Genomic DNA, 22,108 nt, shown 5'->3' with positions numbered 1-22,108 from the left:
CGGCGGGGCGCGGTGTCAGCCTCCGGTGAGCCCGCCGAAGAGCAGTGACACCATCATCGCCACGATCACGGTGTTGAAGATGAACGCCAGCAGGACGTGGCTGCGCAGTTTGCGCCACATCGCCTGCGAGGTGGCCTGCGCTGGGGCACCGACGGCCATGGTCGACACCATCACCGAGAAGGTCAGGTAGTCGGCGAAGCGGGGTTCCTCAGGGAAGTCGAACTGCACGTGGGGCGTCTCGTCCGGCTCCTGCAGGACGCTGACCTGCATATAGTCCAGGGCGAAGGAGTAGATCATCAGTGCCCACGAGCTGGCGACCGTGGCGAGGCCCAGGAGGAGGACCACGGGGTCCTCCCGCGCGCCGGGGGACAGGGCGATGGCCACGGTGACGACCACTGCCATCGTCGCCGCGGCCGCCGTCCAGTCCGTCGGACCGGTGAGCCCGGAGACTTTTCCGGTCCAGCTGCGCCGGGCGCGGGAGTCCCGGGCGGCGACGTCGTGGACGGCTGCCATGTCGGCGTGCGCGTAGACGCGATGCGTCCACCAGAGGTAGTAGGCAGTGAAAGATAGCCAGTAGACCAGGAAGAATACGATCGGCGGGGAAATCTTCCAGCCGGACGTCGCGGTGCCGGTGGTCAGCAGGGCGATGCCGACGCCCGCCGCCGCGGTGAGCAGGGCGAGGGCGGTGCTGACGTTGGCGCGGAAGAGGTCGCTGCGGATCCGGTGCCCGGTGCGTGAGGTTTTCTCGGCGGCCATGCGCGCCAGTGTAGACAGGCGCGGGCACGGGGTAGGGCAGACCGCCGTTGTGTCAACTGGGGGTTGACATGAACCGTCAATAGGGGGTTGACAGACTTGGGAAGCGAACTACGGTAGCTGTTGAACGAAGTACGCCCAGGAGCTCGGGAAGGGATGGTGGCGATGACCACGTTCACGGTGACCGCAGAGCGCGGAACAGGCCCGGTCTGGGTGCTTGAATGCCCCGAGGTCGGGGCGGTCTCCCAGACCCGCCGGCTCGGAAACGCCGCCGATGAGATGCGCGAGGCCATTTCCTACCTGTCAGGGTTGGACCCTTCGGAGGTCGACATCGTCGTCGAGCCCGTTCTTCCCGGCGAGGTAAGCGAATTGAAGGCTCGCGCGGACTCCCTGCGACAGCAGGCGGATGAAGCCAACGAGCATGCGGCGCGGGCGAATCGGGCCGTGGTCTCCCGGCTGAAGCAGGACGGCTACTCGCTGCGCGACATCGGGATCATCCTGGGGGTATCGCACCAGCGGGTCGCGGCCCTCGCCGCCTGACCCGCGCGTGGCGTCAGTGCGCCGCCTGCGTGCCCTTCGGGGTGACCAGGAAGACAGCGGTACCGACCACGACCATGATCACCCCGCCGATCAATCCGGCGACCTGCAGGGAGTCGGTGAAGGCCTCGGCCGCACTCGTGGCTAGTGAGGGCAACTGTGCCTCCTCGGCGATGTGCATCGCCGCGCCCAGCGACTCCCCGGCCGGGTCGACCAGGGCGGACGGCAGGCCGAGCCCGGCTGCCAGGGAGGTCAGGTGGTCGCGGAACACCAGCGCCGAGACACTGCCCAACACCGTGATGCCCAGGACCGCGCCCAGTTCGTAGGACGCTTCCTCCAGCGCCCCGGCGTTGCCCGCCTTCTCCTCGGGCGAACCGCCCATGATCATGGCCGAGGCGATGGCCAGTGACCCGACCCCGGCACCGACGAAGAGCATTGCCACCAGGATCGTGGCGTAGGTGACCTCGCCGGGGGCCACGCCGACGTAGAGAAGTCCGACTCCGGCGAGCACCAGTCCGCCGGCGAGCACGGCGCGCGAGCCGAGACGTCGGCTCAGCGGGGGAGCGGCGATGGACGACAGTGCCGCGGCCACGGCGACGGGGATGAGTTTCACGCCGGTCTGGATCGGTGAGTCGCCGTCGACCAACTGCATCCACTGGGCGAGCAGCAGCAGGGCAGCGATCATTGCGAAGGTAGAGCCCAGTGCGGCGATGATGCCGGCGGTGAAGGCCCTGTTGCGGAACAGGCGCAGTTCCAGCAGCGGGGAGTCGCTGCGCAGGCAGCGCACGGTGAACCAGGCGAGGATCGCGATGGCGGCGGCGAAGGCGGCCAGCGCGCCGGGCACGGCGAAGGACGCCTCCTTGCCGAACTCCTTGACCGACCACACCAGCAGCACCATGCCGACCATGGACTGCACGGCGGCGAAGACGTCCCAGCGTCCTGGGTTGGACACGGTGGATTCGGGCAGCAGGAAGTAGCCGGCCACGATGGCGATGCCCATCAGCGGGACGTTGACCAGGAAGGCAGCGTGCCAGCTGAAGTGTTCGAGCAGGACGCCGCCGACCAGCGGTCCGAAGGCGGCACCGAGGCCGGAGACCGCGGCCCAGATGCTCAGGGCGGTGGCGCGTTCCTTGAGGTCGGTGAAGATCACCCGGATCATCGACAGGGTCTGCGGCATGATCATCGCGCCGCCGACGCCGAGGAAGGCGCGGATCGCGATGATCTGCGCGGCACTGTCGGCGACGACGACGAGCAGGGAGGCGATGATGAAGAAGCTGTAGCCGAGCATCAGCATCTTCTTGCGCCCCCAGCGGTCGGCCACCGCCGACCAGGAGACCAGCAGTCCAGCCAGCACGAGGGAGTAGACGTCCACGATCCAGAGCTGCTGGGTGGAGGTGGGCTGCAGTTCGGCGGCCATCTCCGGCAGGGCGATGTTGAGGATGGTCATGTCCATGGTGATCACCAGCAGGCTGGCGGTGAGCACGGCGGTGGCCGCCCAGCGGGCGGAGCGCGACATGCCGTCCGAGGGGTGGGACGGTGCCTGCGGGTGGGACGGGGCCGGCGGGGAGGACGGTGCGGTCATGGGGTGGGCTCCTGTGTATCGGGCATGGCGAGCAGAGCGTTGAGTACGGCGGTGATGGACGCAGCGTCCGTTGCCCCGTCGCTTGCTCCGTCGGCCGCCCCGTCGTGCAGCGCGGCGTGCACGGTCAGCCCGTCGACGTAGGCGACGGCGGCCGCGGCGCGCGCCCGTCCGAAGCGTCCTGCGAGAAGCTCGGTGAGCTGGTCGGACCACTGCAGGGCGAGGGTGCGCAGCGAAGGGTCGGTCATCGCGGTGCTGGTCATGGCGACGCTGGCGTGGACCTGGCGGGTGTCGGCAAGGAAGTCGTGCAGGATGCCGGCGCAGCGGGCGATGGTCTCGTGCACGTCCCCGGGGCCGTCGAGACTCTCGGCGACCTCGGCCAGTGCCTCGTCGTTTTCGTCGGCGAGGGCTTGCAGCGCCTCGTCGCGCAGGTCGTCGATGGAGGCGAAGTACTGGGTGGTGGAGCCCACGGCGACGTGCGCGCGGGCGGCGACGGCGCGGTGGGTCAGGCAGGACGCCCCGGCCTCGCAGATGAGTTCGGCGGCGGCGTCGAGGATCGCCGCGCGGCGTCCGGCGGGGTCGCGTTTGCCTGGTGTGGGCACGGGGAAGAGCCTTTCTATTGATGTACAGATGTACATGTACATGTGTACATCATGTGGGGGTGCGCCGCCAGCGACGCGTGCCACAATGGACCCCATGACGGACAGTCGGAAGCAACGCGAGAGGCGGGCGCGCGAACGCCCCCGAGCCCGGGCGCGCGCCGGGGTGAAGGCCGCGGCGGAGTCGCTGCGCCGCTTCGCCGTCGTCGAACGCGTCAACCGCATGCGCGGCAGTTCCGTCTTCGCCCTGCAGTGCGCCGTCTCCGCCGGGCTCGCCTTCTTCATCGCCCACAACATCATCGGCCACGCCCAACCCTTCTTCGCACCCATCGCCGCGGTCATCAGCCTCGGCGCCTACGGCGGCAAACGCGCCCGCCGCGGCCTGGAGATCGTGCTCGGCGTGTCCGTCGGCATCGGCATCGGTGACCTGGTGATATCCCAGATCGGGGAGGGTGCCTGGCAGATCACCGTGGCCGTCTTCGTGGCCATGTTGCTCGCCGTCTTCGTGGACAAGGGCGTGCTCGTGGCGAATCAGGCCGCCAGTTCCGCGGTACTTGTTGCCACGCTCATTCCGCCAGGCGACCAGGCCGGCTGGGAGCGCATGGTCGACGCCCTGATCGGCGGGCTCGTGGGCCTGATCGTCGTCGCCGTGATCCCCAACAGTCCGCTGCGCACCGCCCGCCGCGAGGTCGCCCACCTGATCAGCAAGGCCGCCCTGGTGATCGACGACGTGGCCCAGGGCATCGAGGAACGCGATGTGAACCTCATCGAAGAGGCCCTGGTCACCGCCCGCAGCACCCAGGCCGGGGTCAACGAACTGATGACCTCCGTCGGCGGCGGCGACGAGGTGGTCAACATCTCGCCGTTGTACTGGTCGGCGCGAAGATATACCCGCTCGATGAACCGCATCCTCACCCCGGTGGACAACGTGATGCGCAATTCGCGTGTGCTTGCCCGACGCGCCGAGATCATGGTCGGCGACGGTGTGGTGCCGGACCCGGAGCTGGCACGCCTGCTCCGCGACCTCTCCGACGCACTCGGCCACCTCGGCACCGTCTACGCCTCCGGCGGCACCCGCGGCACCCGTCAGGAGATGGTCGAGATCCCCGAGATCACCCGTCAGCTGCAGGTCCTGGCCGGACGCGCCGACCTGAGCGTCGCCAAGGGTTCCAGCCTGTCCGGCACGGTGGTGCTCGCCCAGTGCCGATCGATCATCGTGGACTCCCTGCAGATCTGCGGCATGTCCCGGGAGTCGGCGATGTCCGTGCTGCGCCCCACCGTGGACGACCCGCGCTTCCCGCCGGAGGTGTGGGGCGAGGGCCCCGAGGGCGCGCCGGAGAGCTGAGTGCGCTGGTGCCGGACGGCGCACCGCGATCCTCGGATACAGTGTGGGTATGGCAACAACCGCGCTGTCCGAGATCACCGTCAAAAGGTGGGCCGACCTCGACACCACCGAGGTCTACGCGATCGCCCGCCTGCGCTCCGAAGTCTTCCTGCGCGAGCAGAAGGTCGAGGACGAGGAACTCGACTGGCGTGACCTGGACGACGGCACCCTGCACATCTTCATCAGCAACGGCCGCGAGGTCGTGTCCTACCTGCGCACCCTCGCCGTGCCCGCGCTGTGGGACGTGCCCGGCACCGCCGTGGTGCGCCGGGTGCTCGGAAGGGTGGCGACCGACCCGCGCTTCCGCGGCCGTGGCCTGTCCGGCCAACTGGTCGCCCGGGCAGTGGAACTGCACTCCGGCGAACCGATCGTGCTGCACGCCCAGACCTACATCACCGGGCTCTACGCCAAGCACGGCTTCGAGGTCTACGGCGAGGAGTACGACGAGGGCGGCATTCCGCACCTGTCGATGGTGCGTACCGCCTAAGCGCGCAAAAATCGTTGTTCACCGGCGATTTATTTTCTCCTCGCGCCGATAAAGCTGCAGGCTCCCGAAAGAAACTATGGGAGATCGCCCAGTGTTGCTAACGTGGCGACGGCATGATGACCGTGACCGTCACCACAATAGTATTTCGGTAGGAGAAGTAAATTGAGCGACCATCACGAACCGGAAAACGGGGAACACGTTCCTCCGTCGACACCGCCGGGGGAGGGAAAACGACTACAGCACTCTGCAGGTGATGTGCGCCGCGCGCTCAAGAGCGCCGCCGTGAATCCGATTGATCCGCCGCATCCGGGCCTTATTCCGGGTATCGGCGTGGAGCAGACCACCGCGACCTTCCCTACGAACCGGGCGGTCCTTGTGGGGGCTATGGCCGCGACCGTGGCGATTGTCATCTGGGCATTCGCTGCGCCGGATAATCTGAGCATGGTTGGCTCGTCGGCGCTGTCGTGGGTCACGGAGAACTTCGGCTGGCTGTTCGGGGGGCTGGCTATAGCAATCGCGGTGTTCATGCTGGTTATCGGATATTCTCGCACGGGTGGAATTCGGTTGGGGGCCGATGACGAGGAGCCTGAGTTCTCCCGTTTCGCCTGGATCTCCATGCTCTTCGCGGCCGGGCTGGGGATCGGCCTGTTGTTCTACGGTCCCGTGGAGCCACTTACCTACTTCAACTCGCCCTCGCCGAGCCAGTCAGTCGAAGGCGGCAGTGGAGATGCGGTACTGCCGGCTTTGGCACAGACCGTGCTGCACTGGGGTCCGATGGCGTGGGTCTTCTATGCCCTCGTTGGAGGTGCCATCGCCTATAACTCCTATCGGCGTGGGCGTGCTCCGCTGATCTCCGCGCTATTTGAACCCGTATTCCCCGGCGCCACGCACCGCGTGCTCGGCCGGTTTATCGACTTCTTTGCGATTATTGTCACACTGTTCGGTACGGCGGTATCTCTCGGTATCGGTGCCATGCAGATTCAGAGTGGTTTCACCCTCGTGACCGGGTTGAGTGCCGAGGGTAACGGATTCTTGATCGGGACGATTGCTGTCCTTACTGCGCTTTTTATTGCTTCGGCCGTGTCTGGTGTGAAGCGGGGTATTCGGATGCTGTCCAATACCAATATGATTCTGACTGGCCTGTTGGCCGTCTTTGTTCTGATCGTCGGACCAACGGTCTTTATTTTGAACCTCATGCCGACCACGGTGGTGGAGTTCTTCCAGCAGCTCGGGGCCATGCTGACGCTGAACGCAAATGACGGTCCCGAAGCCGTCGATTTCCTCGGCGCGTGGACAACCTACTACTGGGCCTGGTGGGTGTCGTGGACTCCCTTTGTCGGCATGTTTATCGCCAAGATCTCTCGTGGGCGTACGCTTCGCGAGTTTGTCACCGTCATCGTGGTGGTCCCGTCCACTATCGTCATTGCGTGGTTCGTGATCTTCGGTGCGACCACGATCAACATGGTGATGCAGGGTATCGATGTCCAGGTTGGCGGCACCAGCGAAGAAGTGCTCTTCCGGGTGCTTGAGAACCTGCCGCTGACCATCGTGACATCAATTGTGGCGATGATTGCGGTGGTGATCTTCTTCGTTACTGCGGCTGATTCGGCCTCGATTGTCATGGCCTCGATGTCGCAGGGCGGTCGCCCCGAGCCTTCCCGGTGGGTAACGATTACCTGGGGTTTGCTGCTCGGGCTCATCGCAGTGGCTCTGCTGCTGGCGGGCGGGGAAGACGCTTTGTCTGGACTTCAGGCCCTGATGGTGGTCACTGCACTGCCCTTCGCGGTGATCGTCATCGGCGTCATGGTGTCGTGGGCCAAGGATCTGCGCACTGATCCGTACATTATTCGCCACCGCTATGCGCGGGCGGCGATTGCCCAGGGCGTCCGGCGCGGTATTGACGAATACGGCGACGACTTCGTGTTCGGTGCCGATGAGGTTCCGCCGGAGGAGGGGGCCGGGGCAGGGTTCGACAGTGAGGATCCCGGGCTCGTCGACTGGTACACCGATGCCGCCACTGAGGAGACAACGACGGTGAGCGCCGCCGACATTGAAAGGACTCTGGAGCCTGGGCGCATTCAGTCTCGTGGTGAGGTCGTCCGCGAGCGGGCAGCCTCCGGCGAGGCGTCGCTCACCGTGGGCGAGAAGGTTGCGGAGGATGAGGCTCCGGACGATCGCAACTCCGACGGTAAGTCTTGAGCCCCCAGGCGGCGTCCGGAAAATCAGCGCCGGACGAACTGGCCGTCGCGTAGGTGCCGGTAGAACGTCACTTTCGACGTGGTCCGCGGGTGCACCACCCCGTCGCGCACCACCGTGAGTTCCACGCCCCCGGCCTGCAGCGCGCGCCCGGACAGTACCGCGTCCGGGTCGACGCCGCCGAGGTCCGCAGGACGGCGGAAGAGGCGACGCCGCGGCGTGATCGCCGCCGCCGCGTCGTCCCACACCGACGGAGTGAGTAGGCGCGTAGCGGCGAGCCCGGGGGCATCCACCGTGGGCACCAGGCGGGCACCGAATGCGCCCGCCCGGCCGTCCCACCGTCGTGAGCCGGTGTTGGCGAACAGGGTCTGCGAGTCCACGATGATCTCGCCGACCATCTCCTCACCGGCGTGGAAGATCTCCGCCGAACCGAGGGTGACGATGCCGGAGTCATCGCGCACGATCGCGGTGGGACGCACCGACGCGGTCATCGCGAAGTTCAACGCCGCCACCGTGGGGCCGTTGTCACCCTGAACGTCCCCTCGTGCGTCCCCTGTGCCCAGCTGCCAGTTCTGCGCCACGACCGACGTGCCCACCGGCACGAACCCGACCGCGATCCACATCGCGTCGATGCGCATCAGCCGGGTGACCACCGCGGCGAGCGCCGCGTCCGACCCGACCACCACGACGCGCACCGGACGGTCCGGACGCTGCGGGGCGAACTGCGGTGCCCCCTGGTGGGGGACGTCCGGCGCGGCGGCGATCTCGTCGAGCCCCGGCGTGTCGTCCACCGGCAGGTGCGCCGCGGCGAGGTCGTCGAGCAGGCGCAGGTCGCGGCGTCCCGGCACGTCGGGCAGGGTGACGGCGTCGGCGACCACCGCGCCGACGAGATCGGCGGCGCGGGGTCCGCACGCGAGCACAACGGTCGTCATGGTGACCAAGGGTACGTGACCGGCTACACTGTTCAGTTGGTCAACACAAGATAAACCGGAACGGAAAGCGACGGCAGGTCTCATGACAGCAATCATCGTGGTCGGAGCGCAGTGGGGCGACGAAGGTAAAGGCAAAGCCACCGACATTCTCGGCGGCCGAGTCGATTACGTGGTCAAGCCCAACGGCGGTAACAACGCCGGCCACACCGTCGTCGTCGGTGGGGAGAAGTACGAGCTCAAGCTCCTGCCCGCCGGGGTGCTCAGCGAGAACGCCGTGCCCGTGATCGGCAACGGCTGCGTGGTGAACCTCGAGGCCCTGTTCGAAGAGATCGACGGACTCGTCGCCCGCGGTGCCGACGCCTCCCGCCTGCGCGTCAGCGCCAACGCCCAGCTCGTCGCGCCCTACCACCAGGTGCTGGACAAGGTCTCCGAGCGCTTCCTCGGTAAGCGCGCCATCGGCACCACCGGCCGTGGCATCGGGCCGTCCTACGCGGACAAGGTTTCGCGCATCGGCATCCGCGCCCAGGACCTGCTCGACGAGTCCATCCTGCGGCAGAAGGTCGAAGGTGCGCTGAACCAGAAGAACCAGATGCTGGTGAAGCTGTACAACCGCAAGGCCATCGACGCCGACGAGATCGTGGACTACTTCCTCAGCTACGCCGAGCGCCTCACCCCGATGCTCATCGACGCCGAGCTGGAGCTCAACCAGGCGCTCGACGCGGGCAAGTCCGTGCTCATGGAGGGCGGCCAGGCCACGATGCTCGACGTGGACCACGGCACCTACCCCTTCGTCACCTCGTCGAACCCCACCGCCGGCGGCGCGTGCGTGGGCTCGGGCATCGGCCCGACGCGCATCACCAGCTCCCTGGGCATCATCAAGGCCTACACGACCCGCGTGGGTGCCGGCCCGTTCCCCACCGAGCTCTTCGACAAGTGGGGCGAGTACCTGCAGACCACCGGCGGCGAGATCGGCGTGAACACCGGACGTAAGCGTCGCTGCGGTTGGTACGACTCCGTCATCGCCCGCTACGCCTCCCGGGTCAACGGCTTCACCGACCTGTTCGTCACCAAGCTCGACGTGCTCACCGGCATCGGTGAGATCCCGATCTGCGTGGCCTACGACGTCGACGGCGTGCGCCACGACGAGATGCCGATGAGCCAGACCGACGTGCACCACGCCACGCCGATCTACGAGACCATGCCCGCCTGGGACGAGGACATCTCCGGCGCCCGCACCTTCGCCGACCTGCCCACCAAGGCGCAGGACTACCTCAACCGCCTCGAGGAGCTCTCCGGCTGCCGGATCTCCTACGTGGGTGTCGGCCCGGGTCGCGACGAGACCATCGTGATCAACGACGTCCTGGACTGATGAGTCAAGTGTGGCCGTCGCTCCCGGAGCGTTTCGCCGACGGCGACGGGCGCGAGATGCGTCTCGTGACCGCGCAGGACGCCGCGGCGATCGAGGCCGCGTTGCCGGAAGGCCAGCGTGCGGAGACCTTCCACTTCTTCACCGTGAGCCCTTTCCCGCTGGCCGAGTTCATCGGTGACCCCGCCAAGCGCACTTATGCGTTGTGGTCCGGTGAGCAGGCTGCTGACCGGCCGCTGGCCTGCACCACCGTGTACAACACCGACGAGGACGCCGGCACCGTGATGCTCGGCTACACCTGGGTCATGCCGGATGCCCGGGGACGCGGCGGCGCGGCGAACCGCGACCTGAAGTCTGCGATGTACCGCGTCCTGGGCGACGCCGGGGTGCGCGAGGTGTGGTTCCGTGCCGACGTGGAGAACCTGCGTTCCTGCCGCTCGATGGAGAAGAACGGCGCCGAGCGGATGCACGAGGAGGACGCCCCGCGCGTGTATGCCGACCGGACGTCGCGTTCGGTGTTCTACCGCCGGCGCCTGTCCTCGTAGTGGCTGCTCAGGCGGATGGTCCGGGTGACCTGCATGACGGGGTCGGGGAGGTCCTCGCGCTTATCGAGGACGGTGAGGTCACCGGCTACGGGGAGATCGCCACGGCGCTCGGCCTGCCTCGAGGTGCTCGGGCGGTGGCCCGTGTGCTGGCCGGAGGGGATTTCGGCTGGAACCTGGCCGCCCCGGTGATCCCGGTGGGCACGGTGCGCGGTGGACGTGGCCGGGCTAAGCACTTCGTGGTCCCGGAGATGGGGGAGGGCACTGACTCCCGTTCGGCCGCCCTCGCCCGACGCGCGGTGTCCTTCACCTACGACGGCGACAACCTGCTCATCCCCACCAGCCAGTGCCTCGACGCCGAGGAGATCGCCGAACGCCTCGACGGATCTCACTCGCCCTGATTCCGTCTTGACTCCGCCCTGACTGGCCTTGGCCCGGCGATGTCACCTGTGTCATGCCCCAGGTCGAAAAATCGCCGTTTCGCGACCTGGGGCATGACACAGATGACATGGGGCCTAGCTCGGAGGGGAGAAGTCCTCGGGGATGTCATCGAATCCGTAGCGCCAACCATCGGGAATGCGCATGATGACCGTATTGCTGCCCGTGTAGGTCTCGCGCTGCAACTTTTCCAACACCTTCTTGCCTCGCGATGCAGCCACGAGTGTTGGGTGGAAGTCCTCCCATTGCGAGATGAAGTCGCTCCAGCCTTGGAGTAGGACCCATACGTGGTCGGCGCTGTCACCGGGGTCGGCTGTCGTTGGCGAGACAGGAATGATTGTCACTTCCTGACGCATGTGGAAGGCGAGATCCGTGGAACTGTTGAATGCTTTGAGGTGCAGCAAGGCGGGGTCACTGAAGGCGGCGATGCAGAATCCTCCGAACCCCTCCTTGTCCGAGTACACGAAGTAGAGCGTCTGACGGTCATTCTCCGAGTCGGTCATGTTCGCCATTGTCCTTGAAAGTGGTTGGGGCCGGTGGTGGCTCAGGCCCACGGGTCGATGAGGATCTTGCCGCGCCCGAAGCCACCGCCACTGCCACCACCGCCAACTCCACTACCGAGCACCTCCGGCAACCCGTCCAGCCCGGTCTCCATGGCGACGGGGGTCTGCAGCAGGCCGCGTCGCTGCAGGTCGAAGACCGGGGCGAATAGCTCGGGGAGGAGGTGGCGCGGGTGGGAGTGCACGGTGTCGCGCAGGCGGAGCATCTCCACGCGGGTGCCACGTCGTCCGTCGAAGCAGTCCATGGGCAGCGGTTCACCGGAGAGTAACCCGTAGAGCACCAGGGAGCCGCCGGGGGCCAGGGCGTTGACCAGGTCGGTGCCGAGTGGGCCGCCGATGCAGTCAAGGATCACGTCCGGCCCGTCCGGCCCGCCGGACGCCCCGAACACCGACCGCAGTTGCGCGCGCCAGTCAGGATTGGCGGTGCTGACCAGGCCAGACCACCGGTCGGGATCGGCGACGGTACTGCCCGGTGTGCCGCGCACCAGTCCGACCGGACGCAGCGACGTCCACTCGGTGAGCAGTTCGGCCAGGTGCCCGGCGATGGCGGAGGTCGCGGCGGTGATCAGTACGGAGGAGGCTTCCTCACAGTGCTGGGTCACCAGCATGGAGGCGGTCAGCGGGTTGATGTAGGAGAAGCAGGCGGTGCGGTCGGGCAGGTCGTCCGGCACGGGTACGCACCAGGTGTATTCCACATTGCGGAGTTGCTGCCAGCAGCCGGGCCCGCCCAGCGGAAGGACGCGGCGTCCTACGAGGTCTTGCAGGTGAGAAGGTACGTCGCGGCCGAGGGCTTCGACCACGCCGACGCCCTCGAAGCCGGGCACCATCGGGAAGGTGGTGCGTGAGGCGTACGCCCCGGAGACGGTCACGGCGTCCGACGGGTTGACGGTGCTGGCGGTCATCCGGATGGATAGTTCGGTGGGCCCGGGCGGGCCGGGGGAGTCGACGGTGTGCACGGAGACGACGTCGCCGAGGGGGCCGGGTCGGTCGGCGACTGCTGCTCTCATGGGGTGGCAGTCTAGTCGCCGGCCACGGGGGTGGTTCACCACCCCAACGTTCACGGCGGTGATGGGCGTCACCATAGAATGGGGCGGCATGACCCTCGGCTTCCTCCTTTTTCGTCCTTGTGCAGGTGACAGGTACCGTCCCGACGAGGATCTCGTCGCGGAAGCGCACAGGATTCACGAGGACCTCGGCGACGATATGAGCGCCACCACCCGCCCGGAGGCGTTCCGCCGCGGTGGTGGGGACCCGCACCCGGGGCGTCCTGCGCCGCGGTCGGTGGCCGCGTTCGCGGCGTGGGTGAACGAGCGCAGCGATGTGGGCGGCACCGTCGGTGCGGACGGGTCGTTCACGGTGCTGGAGTATCCGGTGGTGCCGGCCAATGATGTGCTGCATGTGGTCACGCCGTTCTCCGAGGCGGGCACCACGGGCCCGATGCTCCAGGACAAGGCCTGTGAACTGGGATTGTGCATGGTCGACGATATGGAGCAGATCTGGGTGAACCCGACCGGGGTGGACCGTGGGCTGCGGATGCGGTCGTCGGTGGGCACGGTGACCTTGCATGTGGACGCCGACAGCGTGCACGCCACGCTCGCCGCGGATGCGGACCGGCGGGAGCGTTCCGACGACGGCATCCCGTACGTGGTCGTGGAGTCGGGGTTGGCCGGCGGGAAGTCGCCGTTGGAGGCGTCCGCGGTAGGGCACGTGACGTTCGTGCAGGCCGCGCGCCTGGGTAACGGCTGGGTGGTGGAATACCGGACGCGGCGCTCGCATTTCCGTCGGCACGCCGGGGATCTGGCGTCGGCGGTGCAGGACGTCGCGGCCTTCGCCGACGGCGATGCGTCCTTCCTGAATCTCGGGTGGGACGACGCCACGGCGGAGACGGTGCAGCGGTGAGTGCGCAGGACGCCCCGACGCGGGTCGTCGCCGATGTGGACACCGGTATCGACGATGCGTTGGCGCTGGTGTGGTTGGCTTCGCTGCACCGGTCGGGTGCCATTGATCTGCAGGTCACGACGTCGGCGGGCAATACCAGTGCGGCGTTGGCGGCACGGAACTCGCTCGAGGTGCTGCGGGTCGCCGGGGCGTCGGACGTCCCGGTCGTGGCGGGCGCGCAGGCGCCGCGGGTGCTGCCGCTGACGACTACGCCGGAGACGCACGGGCCCGAGGGGCTGGGGTACTGGACACCCCGGACGCAGGTGCTGAACGTGCCGGACGCGTCGGACGCTGCGGCGGCGGTAGAGGCGTGGCGGCGTGCCGCCCCGGACCACCTGCTGGTGGCGGGGCCGGCGACGAACCTGGCCTATGCGGTGGAACATGCCCCGGAGGTGCTGCGTGGCACGCAGGTGACGCTGATGTGCGGGGCGTTCACCTACCCGGGTAATACGACTCCCACGGCGGAGTGGAACACGTGGGTCGACCCGCACGCGTTGTCCTTCGCGCTGGATAACTGGCCGGAGGGGGCATTGCCGCCGGTGATCTGCCCGTTGAATGTGACCGAGCGGGTGCTGCTGACCCCGGAGCGTCTGGAGGCGATGCTTGCTGGGCTGTCAGGTGAGCTACCGGATCTGCTGCGCGACGCACTGCGGTTCTACTTCGAGTTCCACGAGTCGGTGGGTGTGGGTTACCTCGCGCAGATCCACGATCTGGCCGCAGCGATGGTGATGCTGGGGGAGGTCGAGGCGGACTTCCGGGCGGCGACGGTCGCCGTGGAGGCGGAGTCAAAGCTGATGCGCGGCACGACCGTCGCCGACTGGGTGGACGGCAACGCGGCGGGCAGGGCTGGCGCGGCTGGCCCTGCCGTGGGACCGTACTGGGGGCGTCCGGCGAATGCCCGCATCCTCACCGAACTGGACCCGGACGAGGTCTTCTCCCGGTTTGCTGCGGCGCTCGCGGTCACAGGTACCAGGAGATAACGAGGTCGCCGAAGAACCCGAAGAGCACGCCCCAGGCGATGATCGCGACGCCCTGGAAGAGGTAGACGGCCCGCTTGTTGGCGCCCAAGGCCACCAGCGTGGGGCCGGTGATCTGGCTGGCCAGGATGATCGGCCCCAGCAGGGAGACGCCGGGAACACCGATTTTCTCCACGTAGCGGGCGATCTTCTGTTGGCGGTTGCTCGGTGGTTTGTTGTCGCCCCCACCGTCGCCTCTGCCGCCCCGCCTCGAGGTGGCGGCACGGCGGGCACGGGCGGCCAGGGCGATCAGGGCGAAGGTGGAGAGCACGTTGCCCAGCACTGCGGTGGCGACGACGGCGGCCGAGGGTTCGATTCCCAGGGCCACGCCGAGGAAACTGCCCAGGTAGGACTCGATGAAGGGCACGGCACCGGCGAGCAGGATCACGAGGAACTGCTGCCAGGGCTCCACCGAGGCGGCGTATTCTGCGAGGCGTTGGAACAGGTCTGCGATGGCGTCGAAACTCATGTCTTCGATTCTGCTGGCGGTGACTTTCTCCAGGTAGGGCCACCTGTCAGGGATGCACCTGACGGATGTCATCACCACGGCGTGTACCGGTGGGCGGATAACGCTGCGGGAGGTGTCCTCGGACGGTAGTTTGATTCCCAAAGCGCAACAGTGTGATCGGGGCCACCGTATGGCCCTGGGACTGCTGAGAGACCACATAGACGAGGAGAGCCACCGTGCCAGTCGCGAGTCCCTACACCCGCATCGATGTCCCTGACATCAGCGTCTACGACCAGATTTTCGGGACCCTGACACCCGAGGACAATGAGCGTCCCGCCGTCACCGACTCGGTGACCGGGGTGTCGGTCACCTACGGGGAGCTGCGCCAGCAGGTCGACCTGTTCGCCGGCGCGCTGGCCGCGCGCGGTATCGGGGTGGGCGACGTCGTCGCGCTGCACTGCCCGAACACCCACGCCTTCGTCGTCGCCTTCCACGGCATCATGCGCGCCGGGGCCACGGTGACCACCGTCGGTTCGCTGAATACCGCGGAGGACGTCGCGAAGCAGGTCACCATCTCCGGGGCGTCGCTGCTGTTCACCGTCGAGATGCTCGGCCCCAACGGCGCCGATGGCGCCCGCAAGGCCGGGCTGTCGGACGAGGCGATCGTCGATCTCACCGACGGGACGCAGGGCCTGGCGGCGATGCTGCAGCAGGGCCACCCCGCCCCGGAGGTCACGATCGACCCGGCGTCCCACGTGGCCGTCCTGCCGTTCTCCTCGGGCACCACCGGCGTGCCCAAGGGCGTGCGGCTGAGCCACACGAACCTGGTGGCGAATATCCTGCAGACGCTGCCGCAGCTCACCGAGAACGGGCAGGACCGCGACTCCTCGGTCATGGCCGTCCTGCCGTTCTTCCACATCTACGGGATGAACACGGTGCTCAACACCACGCTGGCCAACCGGGCGCACCTGGTCACCATGCCGTCCTTCGACCTGAAGGCGTTCCTGGAGCTGCACCAGGCCCACGGCATCGACTTCTCTTTCGTGGCCCCGCCGATCGCGGTGGTGTTGGCCAAGCACCCGCTGGTCGATGAGTACAACCTGGACAAGCTGAACACCCTGCTCTCCGGGGCAGCGGCCCTGGACCACGCGCTTGCCGCCGCGGTGCAGGATCGTCTTGGTGTCACGGTGGTGCAGGGTTACGGCATGACCGAGACCTCCCCGGTGACCCACACAGGCATCCGCGGCACCACCCCGCTGGAGTCCATCGGCCTGCCGGTGGCGAACACCGAGTGCAAGGTCGTGGACCTCACCGACGAGGAACTCGGCGAGATCCTCCCGCCGGGCAACGAAGGCGAGAAGTCCGACTCCGGTGAGATGTGGGTCCGTGGACCGCAGATCATGCTCGGCTACCTCGACAACGAGGAGGCCACACAGAACACCCTCGTCGGTGACGGCTGGCTGCGCACCGGTGATGTGGTGGAGTACGACCACGAGGGCAATGTGTACGTGGTCGACCGGGCCAAGGAGCTGATCAAGTACAAGGGCTACCAGGTCGCCCCGGCGGAGCTGGAGGCGTTGCTGATGACGCACGAGGACGTGGCGGACGCCGCGGTCGTCGGCTTCATCCGCGAGGAGGACGGCGAGGAACTGCCGCGCGCCTTCGTCGTGGCCCAGGTGCACGACGGGGAGCCGGTCACGGTGGACAAGGACGCCCTGATCGCCTGGGTCGCCGAGCAGGTCGCCCCGTACAAGAAGATCCGGATGGTCGAGGTCATCGATGAGATCCCGAAATCCGGCACGGGCAAGATCCTGCGCAAGAACCTGCGCGGCGTGCCGGTCAGCGGATAGCGGGTCCGTCCCGCATCGCGGCGTCATATACGGTGGGGAAAACTCAGCGAACCACTGTTCAACCGGCAGTGGCGCAGATGCCGACGGAGGACGTCCCCGCCGGGGAACAGGAGCGAACCATGGCACTGATCTACCTCGTGCGTCACGGTCAGGCCGGCGCGGGGATGTCCGGTTACGGCGGTGCCGGTGACGAACGCTCGGTGGAGAGCCGGTACGACGGGCTGACTGACCTGGGACGACGCCAGGCGGCGACGGTGGGCGAGTCCCTGGCCCGACGGCTGGACGGTGGCCCGCGCTTGCCGGTGATCTGCGGCCCGCTGCACCGCCAGCACGACACCGCTGCGGCTATCGCCCGTGCGCTGGATGGCGCTGAATCTGCTGCCGAACCTGTCACGGACACGGCGTGGAAGGAACTCGATTCCGATGCCGTCGTCGTGCCGTGGCTGCGTCGTAATCCGGAGACCGCCGCGCGGTTGAAGGCGGCAACGGGGCACACGCATCACGGCGGGGACGGCACACACGACGCTGGTCCGGTGATGCGCGAGGTGCTCGCCGGCGCGATCGGCGAGTGGGTCGGCGGGGAGAGCTTCCGGCAGTTCCGGGCCACGGTGCTCAGCGGGCTCACCCGCGCCGCGGCGTCCGCACGTCAGGACGGTGGCGCGGTGGTCGCCACGTCCGCCGGAGTGATCGCCACCTGTACCGCGGCGGTGTCCGGCCTGTCGCGTCAGTTCGTCCCGCCGCTGATGGGGCGGGTGTACAACGCCTCGGTGACGGTGATCAAGGTCGCCGATGAACCGCGCGACCCGCAGGCCGGGTACGTGGGGGCGGAGTTGGTCTCGTTCAATGAGTACGCGCACCTGGACCGCGCCGACGCCACCGGTGCCCGCCCCGAACTCACGCTGCTGTAGTGGATGCCACTCCGCTGGCCGAGCAGCTGAGCACACGGATCGTCGAGGACCTGCGGCGCAGCGGTGCGGTGGAGGGAACCCGCCTGGTAGAACGCACGCTGGCCGGGCAGTTGGGGGTGTCGCGCACGCCGGTGCGTGCGGCGTTGTCGCTGCTTGTGGAGGCCGGTACCGTGCGACGCGACGGGCGCGGTTACGTCCTGGCGCAGCTGCCGCCCGCCGGACAGGACGCCGGGCCTGAAGAGTCCGCCTACCTCGCGATCGCCGGCGACCGGCTCGACGGAGAACTGGGGGAGCAGGTCACCGAGAACGCGCTGATGCGACGCTACGGCCTGGGCGCCGGGCAGCTGCAGCAGGTGCTGCGACGCATTGCCTCGGAAGGATGGGCCGAACCCGCGCCGGGGTACGGGTGGCGCTTTCGTGAGGTGCTGACCTCGTCGGATGCCTACCAACAGAGCCATCGTTTCCGGCGGATCGTGGAACCCGCGGCGTTGCTGGAGCCCGGCTACCTGGTGGACGTCGCCGACCTCACGGCCCGCCGCGCCGAGCAGGTCGCCCTGGCCGACGGGCGTGCGGCGCAGGTGAGCGTGCCGGAACTATTCGACCTGAACTCCCGTTTCCACGAGGTGCTCGTCGCTGGCTCGCACAATCCCTTCCTCGTGGACTCGGTGGCGCGGGTCAACCGGCTGCGCCGTCTGCAGGAATACCGCAGGACGCTGCGTCCGGCGCGCGCGCAGGTGCGCTGCGCCGAGCACGTCGCGATCGCCGACCTGGTGCTGGAAGGACGCCTCGCCGAGGCGTCCGACCTGCTGGGAGAGCATCTCGGCGGGGTGGCGGAGGAGAAGGGGAAGTAGGGACAGCTACCGGTCGCTGGACCGGTCGCCCAGCTGCGCGATGACGGCGGCGGCGAACTCCGCGGTGCCCAGCGTGCCGCCGAGGTCGCCGGTGCGGGTGGCGGGGTCATCGAGGACGGCGTCGACGGCGGCGGTGAGTTCGGCGGCCGCGGCGCACAACGCCGGTTGGTGCTTCTTGTTCCCGTACCAGTCGAGCAGCATCGCCGCCGACAGGATCAGGGAGGTGGGGTTGGCGATGCCGCGGTCCTGGATGTCGGGCGCGGAGCCGTGCTGCGCCTGGGCGACGGCGATGTCCGCGCCCACGTTCAACGAGCCGGCGAGGCCGAGGCTGCCGGAGAGTTCCGAGGCCTCGTCGGAGAGGATATCGCCGAACATATTGGTGGTGACCAGTACGTCGAACTCCTGCGGGCGGCGGATGAGGTGCGCGGCCGCGGCATCAACGATCAGTTCCTCGAGTTCCACGTCCGGGTAGTCGGCGGCGACCGCGCGGACCTCGCGCAGGAACAGGCCATCGGTGAGTTTCAGGACGTTGGCCTTGTGTACCGCGGTGACCTTGCGCTTCCGGGTGCGGGCCAGGTCGAAGGCGGCGCGGGCGACCTGACGGCTGGCGTGGGCGGTGATCTTGCGCAGGCTGAAGGCGGAGTCCTCGTCGGGCATGAACTCGCCGCCGCCGGCGGCCATATTGCGGTCGGCGTAGAAGCCCTCGGTGTTCTCCCGCACGATCACCAGGTCCATCGGGTCGCGCAGCACGGACAGCTGCGACAGGCCGGGGCGAGTGCGGCAGGGGCGCAGGTTGGAGTACAGGTCGAAGGTGGTGCGCAGGGCCCCGGAGGGGTTGATGCCGCCCTCGGAGGCCGGCGGGTAGTCGTAGTGGGACACCGGGCCGAGGATCACGCCGTCGACCTGCAGGACGCGCTCGAGGACGCGGGGCGGCAGGGTCGTGCCCTCGGCGGCGAGGGGGGCCAGGCCGATGGTGTCCTGCTCAACCTGGAGGCCCAGGTCGCGGGTGGTGTCGAGGTGGTGCAGGACGTCGAGGGTGGCGGTGGTGATCTCCGGGCCGATGCCGTCGCCCGGGAGTGTCAGGATTCTCATGTTTGGTACTTTACGCGAGTGAAAAACCAAACGGCGCGGCGGTGGGTCCCGTTCCCCGCCGTCACTACTGTGAGGGCACTGCCTTCCCGTCCAGCACCTTCCGTACCTGCACTGCCAGGGCGAGGCCGTTCTGCGGGCCGTCGAAACGTGAACCGTTGACGTACACGACCGGTTCGGAGCCCACGTCGGCGTCCTCCAGGTCGAGGTTGTCGTCGTCGACCCGGCTCACGTCGACCTGGCGGGAGATCCTCTCCTCGAACTCCTCCACGTCCAGACCGATGGTCGTGGCGGACTCCCGCACGGCGTCGTTGTCGATCTCGCCACGGACCTTGGTCAGTTCGTCGTGCATGTCCCAGAAATGCCCCTGCGCCCCCGCCGCCTCGAGCGCGAGCGCCGCGGTCAGCGACGCGTCCGACGTCGTGTGGTGGCGCAGCACGAGCTGGAGCTCGTCACCGTACTTACGGCGCACGTCGAGCAGCGCGTCGGCGGTGTCGTGCCGGTAGGTGAGGTTCATCGCGGCGTAGACGACGATGCTCGCCGGGGCGTCCTTCGGGCCACGCACGTGGTCGCCCTCCGGCGAGACCGCCCTGGTGAGCGAGGTGCCGGCGGGCACCGGCAGCGGCCGGGTGCGGTCGCCGAGGCGGAACACCACCCAGGCGAGGAGCAGTGCGATGGCGGACGCCAGCAGCACGCCCACGCGCGCCTGGTCGGCGTGCGTCTCGTCGGGGATCGCCAGTCCCACGACCAGCAGCGAGATGGTGAAGCCCATGCCCGAGAGCACACCGGCCCCGGCGATGCGGGGCAGGTCGAGCCCGGGCAGCCTGGCCGACGGGATGAACCGCAGGACGAGGAAGGACGCCACGGTGATGCCGACGGCCTTGCCGACGACGAGGCCGAGCACCACGCCCCAGGTCAGCTTCGAGGTGAAAGCGTCGCCCAGAGCGTCCGGACTCAGTGCCACGCCCGCATTGGCCAGCGCGAACAGCGGTACCACCAGGAAGTTCACGTACGGCGGCAGGACGTCCGACAACCGCTGGTTCAGTGGCACGGTGTAGGCGACCACCGAGCGGACGTTGCGGGCGATGTCGGGCTGCGGCGCCTGCCGGAACAGGTGGAACGCCGTGGACGCCATCGCCATGTCCGCCCGGCGCGGGGGGTAGACCGGGAGCAGCAGGGCGATCAGCACACCGGCCAATGTGGCGTGCACGCCGGCGGTGAAGAAGCACGCCCACGTGTACACGCCGAGCACGGCGTAGGGCAGGACCCGCCAGATGTGCGCGCGCTGCAGGAACCAGATGCCGACCAGGCCCAGGACACCCAGCAGCAACGCCCCCACGTTCAGCTCGTCGGTGTAGAACACGGCGATGACCGACAGCGCGCCGATGTCGTCCACCACGGCCAGGGCCAGCAGGAAGATCCGCAGGCGCGGCGCATTGCGCGGCCCGATCAGGGCGAGCATGCCGAGGGCGAAGGCGGTGTCGGTGGAGATCACCGACCCCCAGGCCGACGAGTAGTCCTCGCCGTGGGTGACGGCCAGGAAGATCAGGGCCGGCACGATCAGCCCGCCGACCGCGGCGACGACGGGGAGGATCGCCCGCTCCCGCGTGCGCAGTTCGCCGAGGGTGAGTTCACGGCGGACGTCGAGTCCGACCATGAGGAAGAAGAAGGCCATGAGACCCTCGTCGACCCAGTCACTGAACTCGAGGTTGAAAGAGAAGTTCCCGACGGTGAACCCCACCTCCGTGCCCCACACGGTGTCGTAGCTGGTGCCGACGTTGGCCCAGACCAACGCGGCGACGGTCGCGGCGACGAGGGCGAAGGCCGCGTAGGTCTCGTTGTTGAGTGCGCGGCGGACGCGGACCTTTCGGCGCAGGTTCCGGGGATACTCGGGCACGGTAGTCGTCTCCTTCTCCGTGGGATGATCGTGATCGGCCGCGCGGCAGGCGGGCGGGGAGAATTCTACGCCGCGCGGCGCTCCCGTGATCGGGTCTGCCATGCCGGTCAGGAGCCGGGGTTTTTCGGCATTAGTGCGCTGAATTTCGCTGGGACGGGCCGATCGGGGAAACTCGTCGGGTTGCACGGGGTTGTGAGCTGACCTATCATAGTACGTCTGTGACGTGCACCACTCAAGACTACTGAAAAAACCACACCGACCACGAAGCGACGTGACCCAGTGAATGAATTTATTTCCTCACGGTGGACCGACATTTTGTTCCGCTCCTACCAGCACGCGAGTCTGGTTGTGCAGGCGCTCATCCTCGCTACCGTAATTGCGCTGGTCATCGCCGTAGTCGTGACGAACTACCGAGGTCTGACCCCGATCGCGAATGCACTGTCCGCGATCGGGTTAACAATTCCCTCGTTGGCGCTGCTCGGCCTGGTGATTCCGCTAGTGGGAATCGGCACATTACCCTCAGTTTTCATCGTGGTTTTCTTCGCCACGCTGCCGATTCTGCGAAATGCAATTGTGGGATTGCAAAGTGTTCCCGCAGAACTCATCGAGGCCGCACGCGGGCAGGGGATGAATTCTCCCGCCATTTTCTTGCGGGTGCGGCTCCCTCTCGCCTGGCCGGTGATCCTCACCGGGGTGCGGGTCTCCGCGCAGATGTCGATGGGTGTCGCCGCGATTGCC

General features: G+C 67.8%; 22 protein-coding genes. 13 read left to right on the top strand and 9 right to left on the bottom strand.

The features are described 5' to 3' along the window. Positions 1–15: 15 nt before the first annotated feature. Positions 16–756 (bottom strand): DUF1345 domain-containing protein, encoded by a 741-nt coding sequence (locus ACT3SZ_RS09895; RefSeq protein ID WP_444618376.1) that lies wholly within the window; start codon positions 754–756, stop codon positions 16–18. A 162-nt stretch (positions 757–918) separates the two neighbouring features. Here ACT3SZ_RS09895 and ACT3SZ_RS09890 point away from each other — a divergent pair, with 162 nt between their 5' ends. Continuing rightward, on the top strand, positions 919–1,293 hold the full coding sequence (locus tag ACT3SZ_RS09890; protein ID WP_444618375.1) for a hypothetical protein: 375 nt from the start codon (positions 919–921) through the stop codon (positions 1,291–1,293). A gap of 13 nt (positions 1,294–1,306) precedes the next feature. On the opposite strand, the gene ACT3SZ_RS09885 is transcribed toward ACT3SZ_RS09890, so the two are convergent. Both ACT3SZ_RS09885 and ACT3SZ_RS09880 read right to left on the bottom strand, forming a co-directional pair. Next, positions 1,307–2,872: an MFS transporter gene (locus tag ACT3SZ_RS09885; protein ID WP_444618374.1), complete on the bottom strand. Its 1,566-nt coding sequence runs from the start codon at positions 2,870–2,872 to the stop codon at positions 1,307–1,309. Then, positions 2,869–3,471, bottom strand: a complete 603-nt coding sequence (locus ACT3SZ_RS09880) for a TetR/AcrR family transcriptional regulator (protein WP_444618373.1) — start codon at positions 3,469–3,471, stop codon at positions 2,869–2,871. Before ACT3SZ_RS09880 ends, ACT3SZ_RS09885 begins: the two co-directional genes overlap by 4 nt. A gap of 94 nt (positions 3,472–3,565) precedes the next feature. Here ACT3SZ_RS09880 and ACT3SZ_RS09875 point away from each other — a divergent pair, with 94 nt between their 5' ends. From ACT3SZ_RS09875 to ACT3SZ_RS09865, 3 genes are all read left to right on the top strand, one after another. Beyond that, positions 3,566–4,813, top strand: a complete 1,248-nt coding sequence (locus ACT3SZ_RS09875; RefSeq protein ID WP_444618372.1) for an FUSC family protein — start codon at positions 3,566–3,568, stop codon at positions 4,811–4,813. Between the two features lie 49 nt (positions 4,814–4,862). After that, positions 4,863–5,339 (top strand): GNAT family N-acetyltransferase, encoded by a 477-nt coding sequence (locus ACT3SZ_RS09870; RefSeq protein WP_444618371.1) that lies wholly within the window; start codon positions 4,863–4,865, stop codon positions 5,337–5,339. Between the two features lie 162 nt (positions 5,340–5,501). Then, positions 5,502–7,538: a BCCT family transporter gene (locus ACT3SZ_RS09865; protein WP_444618370.1), complete on the top strand. Its 2,037-nt coding sequence runs from the start codon at positions 5,502–5,504 to the stop codon at positions 7,536–7,538. A gap of 23 nt (positions 7,539–7,561) precedes the next feature. Here the strand turns inward: ACT3SZ_RS09865 and ACT3SZ_RS09860 are convergent, their stop codons facing one another. Then, positions 7,562–8,467 carry a hypothetical protein gene (locus tag ACT3SZ_RS09860; RefSeq protein ID WP_444618369.1) on the bottom strand — a complete coding sequence of 302 codons (906 nt, stop codon included), beginning with the start codon at positions 8,465–8,467 and terminating at the stop codon, positions 7,562–7,564. Positions 8,468–8,549: 82 nt separating this feature from the next. On the opposite strand from ACT3SZ_RS09860, the gene ACT3SZ_RS09855 reads away from it, so the two are divergent. From ACT3SZ_RS09855 to ACT3SZ_RS09845, 3 genes are read left to right on the top strand one after another with little or no spacing between them, the layout of a single operon-like run. Next, positions 8,550–9,836, top strand: a complete 1,287-nt coding sequence (locus ACT3SZ_RS09855) for an adenylosuccinate synthase (protein WP_444618368.1) — start codon at positions 8,550–8,552, stop codon at positions 9,834–9,836. Next, the gene (locus tag ACT3SZ_RS09850) at positions 9,836–10,378 is read left to right on the top strand and encodes a GNAT family N-acetyltransferase (protein ID WP_444618367.1); all 543 of its coding nucleotides are present in this window, start codon (positions 9,836–9,838) and stop codon (positions 10,376–10,378) included. Before ACT3SZ_RS09855 ends, ACT3SZ_RS09850 begins: the two co-directional genes overlap by 1 nt. Further along, the gene (locus ACT3SZ_RS09845) at positions 10,378–10,776 is read left to right on the top strand and encodes an MGMT family protein (protein ID WP_444618366.1); all 399 of its coding nucleotides are present in this window, start codon (positions 10,378–10,380) and stop codon (positions 10,774–10,776) included. Before ACT3SZ_RS09850 ends, ACT3SZ_RS09845 begins: the two co-directional genes overlap by 1 nt. Before the next feature lie 114 nt (positions 10,777–10,890). Here ACT3SZ_RS09845 and ACT3SZ_RS09840 read toward each other — a convergent pair whose 3' ends face one another. Together ACT3SZ_RS09840 and ACT3SZ_RS09835 are read right to left on the bottom strand one after the other, a co-directional pair. Continuing rightward, positions 10,891–11,316 (bottom strand): hypothetical protein, encoded by a 426-nt coding sequence (locus ACT3SZ_RS09840; protein ID WP_444618365.1) that lies wholly within the window; start codon positions 11,314–11,316, stop codon positions 10,891–10,893. A 41-nt stretch (positions 11,317–11,357) separates the two neighbouring features. Next, positions 11,358–12,380 (bottom strand): zinc-dependent alcohol dehydrogenase family protein, encoded by a 1,023-nt coding sequence (locus ACT3SZ_RS09835; RefSeq protein ID WP_444618364.1) that lies wholly within the window; start codon positions 12,378–12,380, stop codon positions 11,358–11,360. Between the two features lie 88 nt (positions 12,381–12,468). On the opposite strand from ACT3SZ_RS09835, the gene ACT3SZ_RS09830 reads away from it, so the two are divergent. Next, positions 12,469–13,272, top strand: a complete 804-nt coding sequence (locus ACT3SZ_RS09830; RefSeq protein WP_444618363.1) for a hypothetical protein — start codon at positions 12,469–12,471, stop codon at positions 13,270–13,272. Then, entirely contained in the window at positions 13,269–14,291 is a 1,023-nt protein-coding gene (locus tag ACT3SZ_RS09825) for a nucleoside hydrolase (protein WP_444618362.1), read from the top strand. Before ACT3SZ_RS09830 ends, ACT3SZ_RS09825 begins: the two co-directional genes overlap by 4 nt. Here the strand turns inward: ACT3SZ_RS09825 and ACT3SZ_RS09820 are convergent. Then, the gene (locus tag ACT3SZ_RS09820) at positions 14,272–14,796 is read right to left on the bottom strand and encodes a hypothetical protein (RefSeq protein WP_444618361.1); all 525 of its coding nucleotides are present in this window, start codon (positions 14,794–14,796) and stop codon (positions 14,272–14,274) included. The genes ACT3SZ_RS09825 and ACT3SZ_RS09820 overlap by 20 nt on opposite strands. Positions 14,797–15,011: 215 nt before the next feature. Between ACT3SZ_RS09820 and ACT3SZ_RS09815 the strand changes: the two genes are divergently transcribed. From ACT3SZ_RS09815 to ACT3SZ_RS09805, 3 genes are all read left to right on the top strand, one after another. Continuing rightward, complete coding sequence (locus tag ACT3SZ_RS09815; protein ID WP_444618360.1) at positions 15,012–16,625, top strand: AMP-binding protein; 1,614 nt, start codon at positions 15,012–15,014, stop codon at positions 16,623–16,625. Between the two features lie 119 nt (positions 16,626–16,744). Next, the gene (locus tag ACT3SZ_RS09810) at positions 16,745–17,533 is read left to right on the top strand and encodes a histidine phosphatase family protein (RefSeq protein ID WP_444618359.1); all 789 of its coding nucleotides are present in this window, start codon (positions 16,745–16,747) and stop codon (positions 17,531–17,533) included. Further along, positions 17,533–18,384, top strand: a complete 852-nt coding sequence (locus ACT3SZ_RS09805) for a GntR family transcriptional regulator (protein WP_444618358.1) — start codon at positions 17,533–17,535, stop codon at positions 18,382–18,384. Before ACT3SZ_RS09810 ends, ACT3SZ_RS09805 begins: the two co-directional genes overlap by 1 nt. 6 nt (positions 18,385–18,390) lie before the next feature. Here the strand turns inward: ACT3SZ_RS09805 and ACT3SZ_RS09800 are convergent, their stop codons facing one another. Together ACT3SZ_RS09800 and nhaA are read right to left on the bottom strand one after the other, a co-directional pair. Then, entirely contained in the window at positions 18,391–19,476 is a 1,086-nt protein-coding gene (locus ACT3SZ_RS09800; protein WP_444618357.1) for an isocitrate/isopropylmalate dehydrogenase family protein, read from the bottom strand. 64 nt (positions 19,477–19,540) lie between these two features. After that, a complete protein-coding gene (gene nhaA / locus ACT3SZ_RS09795) occupies positions 19,541–21,472 on the bottom strand; it encodes a Na+/H+ antiporter NhaA (protein WP_444618356.1) in 1,932 nt (643 codons plus the stop codon). Positions 21,473–21,649: 177 nt separating this feature from the next. Here nhaA and ACT3SZ_RS09790 point away from each other — a divergent pair. Then, positions 21,650–22,108, top strand: a 459-nt coding sequence (locus tag ACT3SZ_RS09790; protein WP_444618355.1) for an ABC transporter permease, incomplete at its 3' end; no start/stop codon positions are given.

The organism is Corynebacterium sp. AOP40-9SA-29 (assembly GCF_052377405.1).
In the GTDB taxonomy this organism is placed as follows: Bacteria; Actinomycetota; Actinomycetes; order Mycobacteriales; family Mycobacteriaceae; genus Corynebacterium.
Note: the sequence above shows the minus strand (reverse complement) of the source record. Positions and strands in the feature narration are given on the sequence as shown.